Origin of the sequence: Mycetocola lacteus, from assembly GCF_003667575.1 — a bacterium.
Taxonomy (GTDB): Bacteria; Actinomycetota; Actinomycetes; order Actinomycetales; family Microbacteriaceae; genus Mycetocola; species Mycetocola lacteus.
This window is the reverse complement of record NZ_RCUY01000002.1, coordinates 535,592-552,643: the sequence shown is the minus strand read 5'-3', so window position 1 is coordinate 552,643 and position 17,052 is coordinate 535,592. Positions and strand designations below refer to the sequence as shown.

Below are 17,052 nucleotides of genomic sequence, written 5' to 3'. Positions count from 1 at the left end.
CAACTTTTCAATACAGTGGCAGCGCCGGCCAGGCGCAAATGACCACGTTCTCACTAGGAGAAAAAATGGCACAGAAGTCTAAGGCCTACCGGGCCGCGGCAGCGAAGGTTGCTGCCGACACCGTTTACACCCCCGCTGACGCGGTAGCTCTCGCCAAGGAGACCGCTGCTGCAAAGGCAAACTCGACCGTTGAGGTTGCCCTCAAGCTCGGTGTTGACCCCCGCAAGGCAGACCAGATGGTTCGTGGAACCGTCATCCTGCCCCACGGAACCGGTAAGACCGCCCGCGTTATCGTCTTCGCAACCGGTCCGGCCGCCGAGGCCGCACTGGCCGCTGGCGCCGACGAGGTTGGTGGCGACGAGCTGATCGAGAAGGTAGCCGCTGGTTACACCTCGTTCGACTCCGCCGTGTCGACCCCCGAGCTCATGGGTAAGGTCGGTCGTCTGGGTAAGGTCCTGGGTCCGCGTGGCCTGATGCCGAACCCGAAGACCGGTACCGTGACCCCGGACACCGCCAAGGCAGTGTCCGAGATCAAGGGTGGAAAGATCGAGTTCCGCGTCGACAAGCACTCCAACGTGCACTTCGTTGTGGGCAAGGCATCGTTCTCGGCTGAGCAGCTGAACGAGAACATCTCGGCCGCTCTGGAAGAGATCGTTCGTCTGAAGCCGTCGAGCTCGAAGGGCCGTTACATCACCAAGGGTGCCGTTTCGACCACCTTCGGTCCCGGCATCCCGCTGGACGTCAACAGCATCTAATTTCGGTTTCACCGAGATTATTACCGGGCCATCCGCTTTTGCGGGTGGCCCGGTTTTGCATGCGTTTTGAGGGTCGATTCGAGCGGATTCAGCGCATCCCCACGCGGGTCGCGTAGAGTTGACCGATGACAGCCTCCCCTTTTACCGGCCTCATCGCATACCCCATCACCCCGCTGGATGCCGCCCAGAACCCAGACCTGGTCGCGCTCGAGCAGATCATTTCTCCGCTTCCAAGCCACGGCATCGATGCCGTTACCGTGCTGGCAACCTCCGGCTCCGGGGTCAGTTTTGAAGCCCATGAGCATGCGGCGATCATCGCCCAGGCCGTGACCGCTGCCGACGGCCGCATGCCCGTCTACGCCGGGATCACCGCCCACTCGACCCCCGCGGTCATCGCCCGCGCCCAGGCCGCCGAGGAGGCTGGTGCCGCCGGCGTCATCCTCGCTCCCTTCAGCTATCTCCCCATCGGTGACAGCGAGGTGCGCGAACTCGTCGCCCGCGTGTGCGACGTGGTGGATCTCCCGCTGGCCTTCTACAACAAGCCCGCACAGCTCGGCTATGACATCAGCGCCGACACCCTCGACTACCTGGTGACCCACGCCAACCTGCGGGCGATTAAGGAACCCTCGCGCCTGCCGGGCCGCGACCGGGACGCGCTGGAAACCCGCCTCGCCGAACTACGATCCGCCGGCGGACCCGGCTTCTCGATCGGCCTGAGCGGCGATCTCGGCCTGCTGGATGAGCCGCCCACCGTGGATGCCTGGCACACCGGCCTCGCGGCCCTCCTCCCCGCCGAGTACCGTGCGGTCTGGACCCAGAGTCCCGATGCTCCCGCCGCCCGGGTGGCACTGCGCCGCCTCGCCGAGGCTCTCGCCGCCGGGCAGAGCCCACTGGGTGGCCTGCACGCGGCCGCCCGCGCGCAGGGAACCCCGACCGCCGACCCACGCGGCCCGGCGCTGCCGGCCACCGCCGAGGAGACCGCGGCCATCACCGCGTCGCTGTCCTAGCCGCTGGAGGCTCGGTCCCCGACGGACACCGACGGCCCTGCGGGTACTCGTCCGAGCCTCGGCGCAGGGCAGCTCAGGGCTCAGGGCTCAGGGCTCAGGACTCGTGACTCCGTGCCCTGTCGATCGGGTAGGAGTCTGCCCGGGAAAACCGGGCGAGTGGCACCGCGCGCTAGGGAATCGAGATCGCGATCTTGCCGCGGGTGTGCCCGGCCTCAAGCGCCTCATGGGCCTCGACGATGCGCTCGAGCGGATAGGTATCGGCGAGCACCACGCGCAGCTGGTCCGACTCGATCAGCGCGGTGATCTGCTCGAGCACGCGTGCATCGGGGGACACCTTATAGTGGGTGCCGCGCACACCCGCGGCCTCCGCCTCGGCGGCGAATTCGGGCCAGCTGCCCGAGGGGACGTTGACGATCACGCCGCCCTCGACGATGACGCCGAGCGAGCGGCTACCGGTGTTCGCGTGTACGTTGCCGATCAGGTCGATCACCGCATCCACCGGGGCGAGGCCGTCCTCGAAGTTCCGCGCGGTGTAGTCGATGACCTCGGCGGCCCCCAGCTCACGCAGGAAGTCGAGGTTGTGGGCCGAACCGGTGGCGATCACGTGCGCCCCGCGCAGCGCGGCCAGCTGGACCGCAAAGTGCCCCACACCTCCGGCACCGGCGTGGATCAGTACCCGCTGTCCCGATTCGATCTCGGCGGCATCCAGCGCGCCCCAGGCGGTCATCGCCGCCAGCGGCACGGCCGCGGCCTCGGTGAAGGAGAGATTATCGGGCTTGGGCGCGATTGAGAGCGAGGGGGCGGCGACGTACTGCGCATAGGATCCACTCACTCGCGGGACCGGCAGCATCCCATAGACCTCGGTGCCGGGCTGCAGCGGGTGGGCCTCATAGGGAGCGCGCACCACGACCCCGGCAAAGTCGGATCCGATCAGCGCCGGATAGCGCACGATCCCCGAGGCGACCCCGCGACCGGCCCGGGTCTTGGTGTCAATCGGGTTCAGCGCCGAGGCGTGCACCCGCACCAGCACCTCATCGGAGAGGGCGAAGGGCACCGAAACCTCGTCGGTGAGGCGCAGGTTTTGTGCGGGACCGGGGGTGTCATACACGGCGGCAAGCATGGTGTGCGGGCGCGGGGAGTCTGCGGAGGTCATGCAACGAGTCTGCCACTTTCTTGCAGCATGCGAAAGCGTGTTACCGCAGTCGTTTGGACCCCTCGCGGCCCAGCAGCCAGAGCAGGTAAACACCACCCAGACACACGGTGACCAGCCCCACCGGGAGCTGGATCGGGGCAAACATGCGCTGCGCCAGCAGGTCCGCGGTGACCAGCAGGAACGCGCCCATGCAGGCGGCGGGGATCAGCGCGATTCCGGCGCTTCCGGTGAGCCGGCGGGCCAGCTGCGGCGCGACCAGTGCCACAAACGCGATCGGACCGGCCACCGCAGTGACCGCGGCGGTCAGTGCCACCGCGAGGACCACCAGGATCAGCCGTGCCCGCTCGGTTCGCACCCCCAGCGCCTGCGCCGCGTCGTCGCCGAGCTCCAGCATGCCCAGGGTGCGGCCGCCGGCCAGGGTCAGCGCGAGCACCGGCAGGATCACCAGGATCGCCGGCAGCGCCTGCGCCCAGGTGGTACCGCCCAGCGAGCCCGCACCCCACACCGCGGCGGCCATCGCGACCTCGATGTCGGCGCGCAGCACGAGCCACTGGTTGATCGCGGCCAGGGCGGCGCTGATGCCGATACCCACCAGGATCAGCCGGTAGCCGTGGGAGCCGCGTCGCCAGGCCAGAAAGTAGATCAGCAGCGCGGTGCCCAGGCCGCCGGTCAGTGCGCCAATCGAGGTGGCCACGTAGCTGCCACCCACGAGCATGATCGCCAGCAGTGCGCCCGTGTAGGCACCGGTGCCGAAACCGATCACGTCGGGGCTGCCCAGCGGATTACGGGTCAGCGATTGGAAGACCCCGCCACTCACGCCGAGCGCCGCTCCGAACACGATGGCGGCCAGGGCCCGCGGTGCACGCCAGGACAGCACGATCGAGCGCTCCAGATCGCTGCCGCCGCCAAAGAGCACACCGAGCACCCGGTCGGGTCCCAGCGGGTAGTCGCCGCTGCCGATCATGATGATGCCCACCAGCAGGGCCAAGACCAGCAGGATCACACACACGATCAGTGTGCGGGTGCGCGAACGGCTGCGCACGCGGTGGGTCACACTCACAGTCCCGCCACCTTTTTTCGACGGGCCAGGTAGACCAGGACGGGCGCGCCGATCAGCGCGCAGGTGACACCGGCCTCGAGCTCGCCGGGAAGAATGACGCGGCCGATCACATCGGCGATCAGCAGGATGATCGGGGCCAGCACCGCCGAGAACACCAGTAGCCAGCGCTGATCGGTCCCGCTGATGCGACGGGCCAGGTGTGGGGCCATCAGCCCCAGGAAGCCGATTGCGCCCACCGCGGCGGTTGCGGAGCCGGCCAGCACGGTGATCGCCAGCAGAATCAGCACGCGCGAGCGGCCCGGATGGTAGCCGAGTCCGCGGGCGGCATCCTCGCCGAGGGCCAGGGCGTTCAAGCCGCGACCGGTCAACGCGGCCAGCAGCAGGCCGATTCCCACGGTGATCGCGACCGGGGTCAGTAGGTCGCTCCCGCGGTCCGCGAGCGAGCCCACGGTCCAGGCGCGCAGCTGGTCAAAGGCGCTGGGGTTGAGCAGGGCGAGCCCGGTTCCGATCCCCGAGAGGACCGCGCCCAGCGCGACCCCGGAGAGCACCAGTCGGGCGGGATCCAGGCGGCGGGTGCCGCGCATCCCGATCAGCGAGACCAGGGCCGCGGCCGCCAGTGCTCCAGCAAACGCAAACCACACGTAGCCGCTATAGGCGGTGATTCCAAAGGTACCCACGGCCAGCACGATCGCCAGCGAGGCCCCGGCATTCACGCCGAGGAGCCCGGGCTCGGCCAGCGGATTCCGGGTGAATGCCTGCACCAGGGCCCCGGCAACCCCGAGGGCAGCCCCGGCCAGGATCCCCAGGATTGCGCGCGGGAGGCGCGAGCCGAGGATGATCGCCTGATCGGGGGACCCATCGGGGGCAAACAGCGCCGCCCATACGGTGTGCGGCGGAATCGCCTTGGATCCGATCAGGAGCGAGCCCAGCGCGATCAGCACCAGCAGCGCGAGGGCAGCGATCAGCAGGCTAATCTTCCGCCCGGTGTGCTGCCGGGTACGGGTCGGAGTGGATGCCGGAGCAGGGGCAGACGCCACTCGAGGAACCTCCCGTTTGGATGCGGATAAACCAGTGGCCAGTCTAACCCGCGTTTTACCGTCACACAGTCGGTCCTAAGGTTGGCAAGGCTTACCTGGCCTGTCGAGAAAATCTAGGCTACGTTCGAGGTGATGTATGAATTACGAAAGAAGCGAGCGCTCCAGGCCGCGGCCGTTGCCCTCCTGATTGCACTGACGGCTGGCTGCGCCCAGACCGATGGGGGTGGACTCAAGTCCGGGTCGGGGAACACCGATGTCGCGACCGGCGGAGCCCACTTCAAGACCGCCGATGAGGAGACCGCTAAGCTCGGCAGCACGGCCAAGCCCGGCGTCTTCCCGCGCGAGGTGAAGCACTCCGAGGGAACCACGGAGATCAAGACCAAGCCCAAGCGGGTTGTGGTCCTCGACACCGGCGAGCTCGACGATGTGCTGGCACTCGGCATCACCCCGGTTGGCATTCCCTCCACCGAAGGTGCCAACTCGATCCCCGGATACCTGGCCGATAAGGTCAAAAAGGCCACCTCGATCGGGACCATCCAGCAGCCCAACCTCGAGGCCATCGCCGCGCTCAAGCCCGACCTGATCCTCGGTTCCAAGCTGCGGGCGGACAAGCTGTATCCGCAGCTCGCGCAGATCGCCCCGACCGTGTTCTCGATCCGCCCGGGTTTCCCGTGGAAGGAAAACCTGCGCCTGGTTGCCGCGGCCACCGGTGATGAGGACAAGGCCGTGAGCCTGCTCAACGACTATCAGGCCGAGGCCGATAAGCTGCGCGCCGATATCCCCGGCAATCCCACCATCTCGCTGCTGCGCTTCATGCCGCAGAAGACCCGCCTGTACGGCAACGCCTCGCTGATCGGCGTGATTCTCAAGGATGTGGGCCTCGCCCGGCCCAAGATCCAGGACATCGACGAGCTGGCCACCGAGATCTCCTCGGAGAACCTCGCCCAGGCCGATGGCGACTGGATCTTCTACACCAGCTACGGCACCCCCGAGGCTACCGGTGAGACCGCGGCCCTGGCCGGTCCGATCTGGCCCACCCTCACCGCCGTCAAGGACAAGCACGTGCAGCGGGTGGACGATGATGTCTGGTACCTGGGCCTCGGCCCGATCGGCGCGGGCAAGATCCTGAAGGATCTGCGTTCGTACCTGGTTACCAAGTAGCGGTATTCCATACGGCTGCGGCCCCCACGTTCACACGTGGGGGCCGCAGCCGTTTCCGGCGTGGGCTGCCCGATCTGCCCGCGCCGACGCGGAGTCTCAGCCCCGGGCGCCTCGACGGATCGTCCCTGCCCCGACCCTCAGCGCGAGGCCCAGACCCAGCGTGACCGCCAGCACGAGCGGCAATCCACCCAGGTCCGCGGCGCCGGTGTCGGCGAGGCCGCGGGCGGCCGCCGATCCGGTCTGGTGTGCGCGGGTAGCCGCTCCCACCGTTCCGAGCCGCGGCTTCGGGTGGCCGTCGCGAGCGCTTGGTGACGTGCCGGAGACACCGGGATGCGGTTGGACCGGTTCGAGGGCCGAGACCCTGCCCAGATCGGTGCGGGTCGAGGCCAGCGGCAGGACCCCGTCGCGGGTCGCCACAAACTCGACGCTCAGCACCGCGCCGCGCATGTCCGGGGTGATATCCAGGACGGGGTTGTGTGCGTCGGGAATCGGCACACCATCGAGATACCAGGTTGGAATCTGGGTATCCGGGGTGAGGCCCCAACCGTGTGCCGACACCGAGATGCGCTGCCCCACAAGCAGCGCCCCCGACAGCGCGAGGGTGGGCTCCTCAAAACTCGCCTCGGTGATCGGCTCGGACTCCAGGGTCCGGGTCACCGGGTTAAAGCCGGGGGCGGTCGCGGTAACCGTGAGCCTGACCCGCGAGCCGATCCAGGCGGGATCGAGGGCCAGCGTAGGGCCCTCGGAGCCCGCGGTCGCGGCGAGGGCGACCCCCGGGGCCTCCCAGCGATACTGCAGGGCGACATCCGGTGTCGTGGAGGACGCAGCGGCGGTCAGGGTGGACCAGGCGGATGCGATGCCGGTGAGGTGCACCTCCAGGTTGGTATCCTCGGTGATCACGACCGGCGTCGAGAGGACCGATTTATCCGCATAGCCCAGCGCGGACCCGGTCACCTCGACCGCCACCTGACGTTCCCGCAGCGCAGGACTCGGTGTGAGGGTGGCCTCGGTGCCCAGCGTCTGGGCGGGGTCGTCCGTCGCAAACCATCGATAGGTGAACGTCGAAGGCTCGACATCGCCCCATCCCGAACTCCGGGCGCTGAGGACCTCTCCCACCCTGGGATCACCCGAAATTTCCGCGATGGAGTCCCCGAAGTCTGCGGGTGCTACGGGGAAGTCCAGCGTGAGAACACGGGTATCAAATCCGGCCTTGGTAACCCGGGCCAGCCCGCGGACCACCTGGTGAGCATCCGTGCGCTGCGGGGTGTAGGTGGCGCCGTCCGCCGTGTGCCCGGGTTGATCTAGCCGGAACCACTCAAAGGAAATCTGAGACCCGGGTGAGGCTCCCGAAACCGCCAGGGTGAGGGGGTCGCCGACGCGCGGGGTCCCGCTGGAGGTGAGGCCGAGCGCAGCTGGCTGGGTGCCGGGCCGCGTGGGGCCGGAGGCGGTGCCGGTCACATTCACCGAGGTGTAGCCCACTCGGGACGCGGTGAAGCGCACGGTGAAGGTCTTGCCCAGATCCGCGACGCTCGGGGTGTAGGTTTCCCTATTCGCCCCGAAAATGTATCCCCCGTTGACGTACCACTGGTACCCGCTGCCGGTCACCGGGGCACCATCGGGATGGACCGCCAGGGCCCGAAGCGTGCCCTCCACCACGGGATCCCCGACGATGGTCCCGGTGACCCCCGCCAGCGACAGCATCGGGATGGCGACGCTCGCGCTGGTGACCCGAGCCGTGGCGCGATTCGAGGCCGACGCCCACACCTGCACTCGAACGCTCTTGCCCGCCTGGTCGACCGTGGGGGTGAAGGTGCGCGAGTACGCCCCGGGGATATCCCGTCCGTCAGTGGTGCTCCACGTATACCCGAGTGAGATTCCGGGTTCCCAGTCTCGGGTAACCGCGGTCAGGGTGTCGCCCACCGCGGGGGTGCCGGTGATTTCGGCAGTGCCCGAGGTGATCTTCTTCCAGACCACCCGTGTGGTCCGGGTGGCGGTGGTAGATCCGGGCCAGGTCGCCACCGCCGTGACCGTAATGCCCGCATCAATCTGTGCCTGGGTGGGGGCGAGGACGGTGCTTCCCCAGGTGCTGGTGTTCGGGCGTGACGCCAGCGGGGTGCTGTCGCCTGAGATCCACGTCCAGGACACCTTGGGGCGCATCGCCTCGGGGAACATCTTCATATCGCGCTCGCCGGGGGCGAGGAATGTGACGGATGCCGACAGTGGTGCACCGGCCACGGGTTCGCTGGTGGAGGGGCGAGGGTCGGTGATTTCGAGTGCGTAGGGGGTGGCGACGCTGCGGGTGGTTTCCACGGAGCCCGGTTTCAGGGTGTTGTCGATCATGCTGGCTGTGATCACCGCCCAGACCTGCTTCCCCACGTCGTCGCCGGTGATATTGAACTGGTGCAGGTTACCGCCCTGTGCCTGGGGGACGGGAGCGCCATCGACGTACCACTGATAGTCCAGGTTGATCACCGAGTTATCGACGACCGAGTTCTCGTATTTCCACGGCACCGGATAGGGTGCCAGCAGGGTGGAGTTGAGTTCGGAAATCGCGCGCACAGGGATCGGCGACATCGTGGGCACCAACTGGGGCCGGGTGTCGGCGGCGACGGCCGACACCGGCACCGCGAGCAGCGGTCCGGCAAGCAGGGCTACGAGGAGGCCCAGCACGATCGCGCCCGCTCGAGTACGCGAGCGACCTTCGCGGCGGCCACGGTGATGATGGATGGAGGGTGTGCGCACGCGGATCTCCCTGGGTCTGCTCAGTGGCTGCGATTTAATACCCTACAGTTTGTCACGTTTTACTGAACCGGTGCAAAGTGGGTCGAGCGGGGTGTCGCTGTCGGAGGTAATGCCCTAGCCTGAAGGGCGTGATCACGCTGATATCCGCCCCCTCCGTCGCCAGTATCCCGGTCGAGGAAAACGGAGAGGCGCTGGTGGATCTTGCGGACTTCGGGGTGCGCTGCCGCCCGAATATCGGGGCCGGATCGCGGGTGCGGTTTGAGCTGGCTCGGCGCCTCCGCGCCGCCGATCAGGCGCTGCCGGTGGGCTTTCACCTGTGTGTGGCCGAGGGGCTGCGTCCGGTGGAAACCCAGCGGGCCATCATCGAGACGTATCTGGCGGCGTTACGGATCGAGTTTCCCGAGGCCGATGCTGCCACCCTGGATGAACTCAGCGCACGCTATGTTGCACCTGTTTCCGTGGCCCCACATGTGGCGGGGGCCGCGGTGGACCTCACCCTGGTGAACGACGCGGGAATCGAGCTGGATATGGGGACCGAGATCGACGCGACCCCCGAGGAGAGCGCCGGTGCCGTCCGCTTTGCCGCGAAAAACATCTCGGTGTCCGCGCGGGCGAATCGCGAGCTGCTTGCCCGGGCGCTCGGCGCGGCGGGACTGGAAAACTACCCGCATGAGTGGTGGCACTGGAGCTATGGCGACCGCTACTGGGCGCATCTGACCGGTGCGGCCCACGCGGTGTATGGGCCGGTTGCGGACTAGCGTGCGCGTCTGCGCGACGAGGTCGGGTTGACCGCCCGTCCGTGCGACGAGGTCGGGTTGGTCGCCCGTCCGTGCGACGAGGTCGGGTTGGTCGCCCGTCCGTGCGAGGTATTGGGGTTGGTGCCCGTGCGCCGGCTGGATTACGGCGCGTAGGGTGCGATGGGCTCCAGGTGCTCGTATCCCTCGGGCATCGGAATGAAGGTGCGGCGGTGCAGCTCGTTGATCAGGTCATTGGCCAGGCCCACGAGCTTGTTAATCTCGACCTCATCGCGGTCGATCCAGCGGCACAGCGGCTCCTCGCCCACCGGCACAAAGTTCTTGTGTTCCTCCCAGACCACGAGTGTCCGCTCGGCTCCCAGCACGTACTGCTGCCACCAGATCTGTCGCATATAGTTACGCGGGACGCTGCGCCACGGCTTGGTGGTGGTCTTGATCTCGGAGAGGATGACCGTGCCTTCGGGGGTCATCGTGATGCCATCCGGGGTGGCCAGGTGACGCTTTTCCCACTCCGAGTGGTAGAGCCCCGAGGAGGGCTGGATGCCGTGGGTTGCGGCGACCCAGGCGGCGATCTCGGGTTCGCGGCGGCGGCCGTGTTCGGTGAACGCGTTGCCGGAGAATCCGGTTCCGTAGAGCTTCGCCTCGGCGGCGGTCTGGATCGAGCGCGGGGTGGACAGCTTGGCCACATCCGTCGCGGTAATGCCTCGCGCCCGGGCCCGGAGCCACGCGACCCGGTCGGTTGAGTCGGCTACGAAGCGTTCCTGATATCCAGATGTCACCCCTCTATTGTCCCCCCAATCCGCGGCGGCGATGACCACCGAGGCCGCGCGCCGCCGGGAAACCGGTCCGATCGGTTACCGGCAATTCGGGTGCCGTTTACCCCGAAAACCAGCCGATGTCGGTGGTTCGTGACACCGTAGATGCTATGGGACGAGACATCGCGGTGCACGTTGGCCCGACCTCTTCGGAGGCCGAGCGTCGTGGTGCGGCCACCGCGGCCGCATCCTGGCTGGGGGCCGGCCAGCAGGTGGGACTCGTGGTATCCACGAGCCACACGTCCGAATCCGATCGTGCGCTGGTGCGTGCGGTTACCGAACGGATCCCGGTCCGCAGCGCCTGGGCGCACAGCGTGCGTCATGGTGCGGCCACCGAGGGGCTGGACGCGATCATCGTGGTGGCTCCGGACGCGGAGTTGCTCGAGTGGGTGATCGACCGGTTTGGTGCACGGCCCGGCTCGGGCCCCGGCATCGTGGTGCTGGGGGCCTCTGGGCCCGCCGTGCAGGCGCTGCTGGCCCGCGGGTCCCGTCCGCTTCCCGTGGCGTATGAGTCGCGGATCCCGGCCACCCGTGAGGTGGCGGCTTCGCGAGCCTCCCTGACCTCGGTATCGCTGGGCTCAGTATCCCCGGACTCGGCATCGCTAGATTCGGTGCTGTTGGATGCGGCCCCCGCGCCGTTCGCGCGGCGCTGGGCTGCACCCTTCGGACTCGCGGCCCGCATCGGGGCGTAGCGGCAGGACAAACAGACGGCGTGGGCCGTGCCCCGGGTTTCCGGAAGGCACGGCCCACGCCGTCTATCTGTGTTGAGGTGCTGCGTGTGCCAAAGCGCGGTGCGCGCCCCGGCACCGTGCTGCGTGAGGTGTGGCGCTGTTCGGGATGCCGTGCGTGCCGGGAGTGCCGCGCCCTGCGTGCGCTAGACCAGCCCGGTGAGTTCGCGCAGCATGTGCGAGAGCCGGGCGATGTCCTCGGTCTCCCAGTCCCGCATGTTTTCGTAGAGGCGGCTGCGGCCGGCCTCGCGTAGCTCCTGAATGCCGGCGATGGCCGCATCGGTGGCCGAGAGGTTGATCACCCGGCCGTCGTGTACATCGGGGGTGCGCACAATCAGGTCGTGTTCGACCAGCTGTCGGATCAGCCGGCTCGTGGTGCTACGGTCGCTCCCCAGCAGCTCGGCCAGCTCGCCGGCCTGGAGTGAGCCATGCGAGATGATCGTGCCGAGGGCCTTATAGGCACCGGGCTGGAGGCCCGGACGCAGCAGCTCGGCACGCTCACGAATGGTGGTGCGCACGCGGGCAAACAGTCCGATCAGGGTGTGTTCCAGATCGGCGACGGCGGCGTTGAACTCCGGATCGGAGGAGTTGATCACGGTCACCGGGGCGCACAGCGGTTCATGCGGTGCGGGGAGGGTCGCGGCATCGCCCGCGGCGGGCACCTCGTGTTTTGAGGTGTCCGCCACGGCCCGCCGCACGGCCTCGGCGGCGCTGTCGCGCTCCGATGCCCGTGCGTTGTCGGCGGGGATGCGGGTGGGGGTGTCCACGGTCATGACGCCAGTTTAGTTGTCCGCGTCGCTACGGCGCGTGCCGTCGGGGTTCAGCGTGGAAATCGTTCCGGTCGTGGCCACCAGGTCGCCCTGGGCACCAATGCTGGCCTCACCCACGGCGATCAGGTTTTCCCCGGCGGCGGCGGCCTCGGCCCCGGCGGCGGACTGGGCGTCCTCACCGTTCTTCAGGCGCTCGGTCGCGGTCTGGGTGCTGAGTGAACGGTTGGGCAGGAAGACGATCGCCAGCACGGTGATCAGCGCCAGCGGGGCCGCGAGCAGGAAGATGTCGGCGACACCCTGACCGTAGACGGACTCGATGATCACGCGGATACCGTCGGGCATCTCGGCCACCTTGGGCAGGACGCCGCTCTGCAGCTGCTTGCCCACAGCCTCGCCGGCCGGGCCCAGGTGAACCAGGGCCGTCTGAATGTCCGCGGCCTTGGCGGTGATGCCGTCGGCGATCTTGGTGGCCAGGACCGAACCCAGCACCGAGATACCGATGGTTCCACCGAGGCTCCGGAAGAAGGTGACGCCGGAGCTTGCGACACCGATTTCCTTGGGGGAGACGGTGTTCTGAACGATCAGCACGAGGTTCTGCATGACCATACCCACACCCACACCGAGGATGAACATGTAGATCGAGACGACCACGTAGTTGGTGTCGTACTTGATGGTTCCCATCAGGAACATGCCCACGGTCAGCGCAATCGATCCGAAGACCATGTAGCCCTTCCACTTACCGAACTTGCTGATCAGCATGCCCACGAAGGTCGAGGAGAGCAGCAGGCCACCGATCATCGGCAGGGTCAGCAGACCCGACTGGGTCGGGGTCGCGCCCCGGGCGAGCTGCATGTACTGGCCCAGGAAGACCGAGGTGCCAAACATCGCCACACCCACCGAGATCGAGGCGATCACGGCGAGGCTGAAGGTCGGGTTCTTGAACAGGCTCATCGGGATGATCGGGTTCTCGACCTTGACCTCAACGATCACGGCGAGGATCAGCATGAGAACCGCGCCACCCACCATCACAAAGCTGGTGGTGGAGTCCCAGTCGAAGTCGTGTCCGGCCAGGGTAACCCAGATCAGCAGCAGCGAGATGCCACCGGCGATGAGGATCATGCCGAGGTAGTCGATCTTGACCTTGATCTTCTCCAGGGTCGGCAGGTTCAGGTTGCGCTGCAGCAGGAAGATCGCGGCGATCGCGAAGGGCAGTGCGACAAAGAAGTTCCAGCGCCAGCCGATGGCGTCGGTGATCACGCCACCCAGCAGCGGGCCACCCACGGTACCCACGGCCATGACGGCGCCGAAGAGTCCCATGTAGCGGCCACGCTCACGCGGGCTGATGATGTCGGCCATGATGATCTGGCTGAGGGCCGCCAGGCCACCACCACCCAGACCCTGCATGACGCGGAAGATAATCAGGGTCTCGGTGTTCTGCGAGAACCCGGCCAGTGCCGAACCGAGCACAAAGATGACCAGTGCGATCTGGATCAGCAGCTTGCGGTTGGTGATGTCGGCGAACTTGCCCCAGATCGGGGTGGACACCGTGGTGGCCAGCAGGGTCGAGGTGATGACCCAGGTGAAGGCGGCCTGGTTGCCGCCGAGGTCCGAAATGATTCGCGGCATCGACGTGGAGACCACGGTTCCGGCGAGGATCGAGACAAACATACCCATGAGGAGCCCGGACAGGGCCCGCATCACGGCGGGATGAGACATTGCGGCCGGTGAGGGGGCCGTTTCGGTGGTTGTTGCTGACATGTGGTGTGCGTACTCCGAGCGCTTCGTTAATATCCTTGCGAAAAGTCAACTATATGCCGATCGTTGATCTATGTCAACTAAGTACGGATTTGGTGCCCGCGCACGCCGAAAGCCGCCCACCCGAGGGTGAGCGGCTTTCGAAGGATCCGCTATTTATCGCCGATCTCGGTGATTCCACCGCCGCCGAGGTGCAGGCGGCGCGGGGCGCGCTTGGCGACCGCCGAGTCGTGCGTGACGATGATCATGGTCAGACCCTGATCGCGCCAGAGGCCCTCGAGCAGCGCCAGCACGTCGTCCCGGGTGTCCTCATCGAGGTTGCCGGTGGGCTCATCGGCAAGGATGACGGTCGGGTTTTTGACCAGTGCGCGGGCGATGGCGACGCGCTGCTGCTGACCGCCGGAGAGCTCGCTCGGCCGGTGATCGATGCGGTCATCCAGCCCCACCTGCGCGAGCGCGGTGCGCGCCCGGCTGCGCCGCTCCGCCGCCGGGATACCGAGCGGGACCAGGGCGGTCTCGACGTTTTCGCCGGCGGTCATCGTGGGCAGCAGGTTAAAGCCCTGGAACACAAAGCCGATCCGTTCGGCACGGGCTTTGGCGCGGCGGCGCTCGCCGAGGGTGGAAAGGTCGTCCCCGGCGAGGTGGATCGATCCGGTGGTGGGCCGATCCAGCGCTCCGAGCATCTGCAGCAGGGTGGACTTGCCGCCGCCGGTGGGGCCCTGGATCGCGATGAACTCGCCATCCTCGATCCGCAGGTCCACGTCCTTGAGCGGGGTCACCGGTCCGCGGGCGGTTTTATAGGTCTTGGTCAGACTCGTGAGGGTGTACATGATTTCTCCTAGGCGTAGTGGGGCTAGACGATCGCGCGCAGGGCTGCGGCCGGACTGAGGCGTGCCGCACGCCAGCCGCCGATGGCACCGGCGAGCAGCCCGGCGAGGACGGCGAGGCCGACAGCGATCAGGATCAGCGAGGGATCAAAGGGCAGGTGCAGCGCGATGTTGGTGGTGTGCTCGGCTGCCGCCCGGGCACCCTCGCCGGCACCGGCACCGGCACCGGCCCCGGTGCCGACTCCCGCTCCGCCACCGAAGCCGCCACCACCCTCGCCGCCGCCCCCGAAGCCGCGTCCGGCGGCCCGGGTTGAGGCCCCCACGGTCGGGGCAATCGCATTGACGATCATGGTGCCGACCAGGCCCAGAACCACACCAACAATCGCGCCAAACAGGGCCTGCACCACCGATTCGCCGGCCACCTGGCCGACCACGCGACCGTTGCTCCAGCCGATGGCCTTGAGGGTGCCAAACTCGCGGGTGCGGCGGGTCACGCCGGAGACGGTGAAGAGGATCGCCAGCAGCACGGCGGCGGCCAGGACGATGATCGAGAGCCAGGTGCCGAGCGAGGAGACCAGGCTGGCCGCGCTGCCGAGGGACCCGGAGATGCCGGCGGCGAGGTCGGCCTGGGTGGAGACCTTGGTTCCGGTCAGGGCCTTGGTGAGGGCGGCGCTGGTCGCGGGGATCGTGTCGGCCGAGGTGGCCTGGACGTAGATCGTGCTGACCTTGCCGGTTTCGCCGGAGAGCTGCTGGGCAACCCCCAGCGGGATGTAGACGTTGGCGGCCCCGGGATCGCCCGAATCGTCGACGATCCCGACGATCGAGAAGGCGGTGCCACCGAGGGAGACGGTTCCGCCCACGGCGAGGTTCGCGGTGGTCGCGTAGGTCGAGTCGAGGACGGCGACATTCGCGGTCGCATCCGAGGTGGCCAGCGCGCGGCCCGAGGTGGTTTTGTCTCCGGCAATCGGACCGATCGTGGCGGCCGGGTCAAGGCCCAGGACCGAGATCGTGTCCACGTTGAAGTTACCGCCGCCGGTGCGGCCACCCTCGACCTCCCCGCGGCGGTTTTCGGTGCCCGGCGTCGCGCCGGAGAAGGTGCCGCCGAAGGTGATGTTGTTGAGGGCCAGGGCACCGCTGGCGTCCTTAACGCCGGTCACGGTTCCGGCGGTCTTGACCAGGGTCTGGTCCAGGGTTCCGGCTCCGCGGGCGGCAACCAGGCGGGAGGTGGACACGTTGGTGTCGCCGCCGGTGCCGGGCGCTCCGCCGGCGAAACTGAACTGCTGTCCGGTTCCGGGAGCGGTGCCGGGAGCCTGGGGTTCGGCGGTCACGGTGACGTCGGTGCCGACGCCGTAGAGCCCGGTCAGCACCTTGGACTGGGCGTTGGCGATTCCGGCGGAGACCCCGCCGACGAGCACCACGAGGGCAATCGCGAGTGCGAGCCCGAGGGACACGATGAGGGTTTGTTTTTTACGCCCGAGGAGTTCTCGGCGCAGGGAGGTCAGGAACACTGCTGGGTCTCGCTTTCCGCGGCCGGGTGCCGCGAAACCGAACCTAGGCAGCGTCCCTGTGCCCGGATCAAGGGGAGGCTATGCGTAACTTATGAATCTTTATGTTTTGTTTATGGGAGGCGGATCAGGCGGTCCGTTCGGCCATCTTTGCCTCGTACAGTCCACATCCACGCTGCGCATAGGTTTCTCATAGGTTTGCGCGGATACTGGAGGAATGAGCGATAGCAGCAGCTTTAGACCCGCCGTGCCCCTGAGTGCGATGACCCGTGCCGATGGCGGGGCCCTGCGCATTCTCGTGGTGGATGATGAGCCCTCCCTGACCGATCTGCTGCGCATGGCGCTGCGGTATGAGGGCTGGGAGGTGGAGACCGCCGGGGACGGCGCGACCGCGCTGGCCACCGCCCGCAAGTTCAACCCCGACCTGGTCATCCTGGACATCATGCTGCCCGACCTCGACGGCCTGAGCATCCTCGGCCGCCTGCGCGCCCGCGACGCCGACCTGCCCGTACTCTTCCTTACCGCCAAGGACGCCCTCGATGATCGCATCGCCGGGCTCACCGCGGGCGGGGACGACTATGTCACCAAACCCTTCAGCCTCGAGGAACTCGTGGCGCGCATCCGCGGCCTGCTGCGCCGCGCGGCCCTGGTCACCCCTGAGCAGGTCGGTCCGCTGGTGCAGGTGGGCGACCTGATCCTCAACGAGGACTCCCATGAGGTGGAGCGCGGCGGCGTGCCCATCGACCTCACCGCGACCGAGTTTGAGCTGCTGCGTTACCTGATGCGCAATCCGCGCCGGCTGCTCTCCAAGATGCAGATCCTCGACCGCGTCTGGAACTACGAGTTCGACGGTCGCACCAGCATCGTGGAGCTCTACATCTCCTATCTGCGTCGCAAGATCGATGCGGGCCGCGAGCCGATGATCCACACCTCACGAGGTGTGGGCTACATGATCAAACCGGCGCGGGTCGCCGGCGAGTGA

At 67.6% G+C, this 17,052-nt stretch carries 15 protein-coding genes; 6 read left to right on the top strand and 9 right to left on the bottom strand.

All coding sequences use genetic code 11. The features are described 5' to 3' along the window. The first annotated feature begins 65 nt into the window (after window positions 1–65). Window positions 66–755 carry a 50S ribosomal protein L1 gene (gene rplA, locus D9V34_RS04575; RefSeq protein WP_030147770.1) on the top strand — a complete coding sequence of 230 codons (690 nt, stop codon included), beginning with the start codon at window positions 66–68 and terminating at the stop codon, window positions 753–755. Window positions 756–880: 125 nt separating this feature from the next. After that, window positions 881–1,762 (top strand): dihydrodipicolinate synthase family protein, encoded by an 882-nt coding sequence (locus D9V34_RS04570; RefSeq protein ID WP_121687692.1) that lies wholly within the window; start codon window positions 881–883, stop codon window positions 1,760–1,762. Between the two features lie 169 nt (window positions 1,763–1,931). On the opposite strand, the gene D9V34_RS04565 is transcribed toward D9V34_RS04570, so the two are convergent. Genes D9V34_RS04565 through D9V34_RS04555 form a run of 3 tightly spaced genes read right to left on the bottom strand, consistent with a single transcriptional unit; the run spans window position 1,932 to window position 5,012 of the window. Beyond that, window positions 1,932–2,915 carry an NADP-dependent oxidoreductase gene (locus D9V34_RS04565; RefSeq protein WP_121687691.1) on the bottom strand — a complete coding sequence of 328 codons (984 nt, stop codon included), beginning with the start codon at window positions 2,913–2,915 and terminating at the stop codon, window positions 1,932–1,934. Window positions 2,916–2,955: 40 nt separating this feature from the next. Further along, the gene (locus D9V34_RS04560) at window positions 2,956–3,975 is read right to left on the bottom strand and encodes a FecCD family ABC transporter permease (RefSeq protein ID WP_245991910.1); all 1,020 of its coding nucleotides are present in this window, start codon (window positions 3,973–3,975) and stop codon (window positions 2,956–2,958) included. Beyond that, window positions 3,972–5,012: an iron chelate uptake ABC transporter family permease subunit gene (locus D9V34_RS04555; protein WP_245991908.1), complete on the bottom strand. Its 1,041-nt coding sequence runs from the start codon at window positions 5,010–5,012 to the stop codon at window positions 3,972–3,974. Before D9V34_RS04555 ends, D9V34_RS04560 begins: the two co-directional genes overlap by 4 nt. A 132-nt stretch (window positions 5,013–5,144) precedes the next feature. Here D9V34_RS04555 and D9V34_RS04550 point away from each other — a divergent pair, with 132 nt between their 5' ends. Next, window positions 5,145–6,173: an ABC transporter substrate-binding protein gene (locus D9V34_RS04550; RefSeq protein ID WP_121687689.1), complete on the top strand. Its 1,029-nt coding sequence runs from the start codon at window positions 5,145–5,147 to the stop codon at window positions 6,171–6,173. Window positions 6,174–6,269: 96 nt separating this feature from the next. On the opposite strand, the gene D9V34_RS04545 is transcribed toward D9V34_RS04550, so the two are convergent. Next, window positions 6,270–8,915, bottom strand: coding sequence for a hypothetical protein (locus tag D9V34_RS04545; RefSeq protein ID WP_147441613.1), 2,646 nt, complete (start codon window positions 8,913–8,915; stop codon window positions 6,270–6,272). A 128-nt stretch (window positions 8,916–9,043) separates the two neighbouring features. Here D9V34_RS04545 and D9V34_RS04540 point away from each other — a divergent pair, with 128 nt between their 5' ends. Further along, on the top strand, window positions 9,044–9,673 hold the full coding sequence (locus D9V34_RS04540; protein ID WP_121687687.1) for a M15 family metallopeptidase: 630 nt from the start codon (window positions 9,044–9,046) through the stop codon (window positions 9,671–9,673). Window positions 9,674–9,813: 140 nt separating this feature from the next. On the opposite strand, the gene D9V34_RS04535 is transcribed toward D9V34_RS04540, so the two are convergent. After that, window positions 9,814–10,449: a YqaJ viral recombinase family protein gene (locus D9V34_RS04535; RefSeq protein ID WP_051701725.1), complete on the bottom strand. Its 636-nt coding sequence runs from the start codon at window positions 10,447–10,449 to the stop codon at window positions 9,814–9,816. Window positions 10,450–10,595: 146 nt separating this feature from the next. Between D9V34_RS04535 and D9V34_RS04530 the strand changes: the two genes are divergently transcribed. After that, a complete protein-coding gene (locus D9V34_RS04530) occupies window positions 10,596–11,177 on the top strand; it encodes a hypothetical protein (RefSeq protein WP_147441612.1) in 582 nt (193 codons plus the stop codon). Between the two features lie 182 nt (window positions 11,178–11,359). Here the strand turns inward: D9V34_RS04530 and D9V34_RS04525 are convergent, their stop codons facing one another. The 4 genes from D9V34_RS04525 to D9V34_RS04510 form a co-directional block, all read right to left on the bottom strand. Further along, a complete protein-coding gene (locus D9V34_RS04525; RefSeq protein WP_121687685.1) occupies window positions 11,360–11,986 on the bottom strand; it encodes a MarR family winged helix-turn-helix transcriptional regulator in 627 nt (208 codons plus the stop codon). A gap of 9 nt (window positions 11,987–11,995) precedes the next feature. Beyond that, complete coding sequence (locus tag D9V34_RS04520; protein WP_245991906.1) at window positions 11,996–13,741, bottom strand: MDR family MFS transporter; 1,746 nt, start codon at window positions 13,739–13,741, stop codon at window positions 11,996–11,998. 149 nt (window positions 13,742–13,890) lie between these two features. Continuing rightward, the gene (locus D9V34_RS04515) at window positions 13,891–14,568 is read right to left on the bottom strand and encodes an ABC transporter ATP-binding protein (protein WP_121687684.1); all 678 of its coding nucleotides are present in this window, start codon (window positions 14,566–14,568) and stop codon (window positions 13,891–13,893) included. 23 nt (window positions 14,569–14,591) lie between these two features. Next, complete coding sequence (locus tag D9V34_RS04510; RefSeq protein WP_342772980.1) at window positions 14,592–16,016, bottom strand: ABC transporter permease; 1,425 nt, start codon at window positions 16,014–16,016, stop codon at window positions 14,592–14,594. Window positions 16,017–16,287: 271 nt separating this feature from the next. Between D9V34_RS04510 and D9V34_RS04505 the strand changes: the two genes are divergently transcribed. Beyond that, the gene (locus D9V34_RS04505) at window positions 16,288–17,052 is read left to right on the top strand and encodes a response regulator transcription factor (RefSeq protein ID WP_281272267.1); all 765 of its coding nucleotides are present in this window, start codon (window positions 16,288–16,290) and stop codon (window positions 17,050–17,052) included.

Coding starts and splice junctions, on each gene's coding strand:
- rplA (WP_030147770.1), top strand. CDS start 66: ATGGCACAGAAGTCTAAGGCCTACCGGGCCGCGGCAGCGAAGGTTGCT.
- D9V34_RS04565 (WP_121687691.1), bottom strand. CDS start 2,915: ATGACCTCCGCAGACTCCCCGCGCCCGCACACCATGCTTGCCGCCGTG.
- D9V34_RS04530 (WP_147441612.1), top strand. CDS start 10,596: ATGGGACGAGACATCGCGGTGCACGTTGGCCCGACCTCTTCGGAGGCC.
- D9V34_RS04570 (WP_121687692.1), top strand. CDS start 881: ATGACAGCCTCCCCTTTTACCGGCCTCATCGCATACCCCATCACCCCG.
- D9V34_RS04520 (WP_245991906.1), bottom strand. CDS start 13,741: ATGTCAGCAACAACCACCGAAACGGCCCCCTCACCGGCCGCAATGTCT.
- D9V34_RS04515 (WP_121687684.1), bottom strand. CDS start 14,568: ATGTACACCCTCACGAGTCTGACCAAGACCTATAAAACCGCCCGCGGA.
- D9V34_RS04525 (WP_121687685.1), bottom strand. CDS start 11,986: ATGACCGTGGACACCCCCACCCGCATCCCCGCCGACAACGCACGGGCA.
- D9V34_RS04550 (WP_121687689.1), top strand. CDS start 5,145: ATGTATGAATTACGAAAGAAGCGAGCGCTCCAGGCCGCGGCCGTTGCC.
- D9V34_RS04505 (WP_281272267.1), top strand. CDS start 16,288: ATGAGCGATAGCAGCAGCTTTAGACCCGCCGTGCCCCTGAGTGCGATG.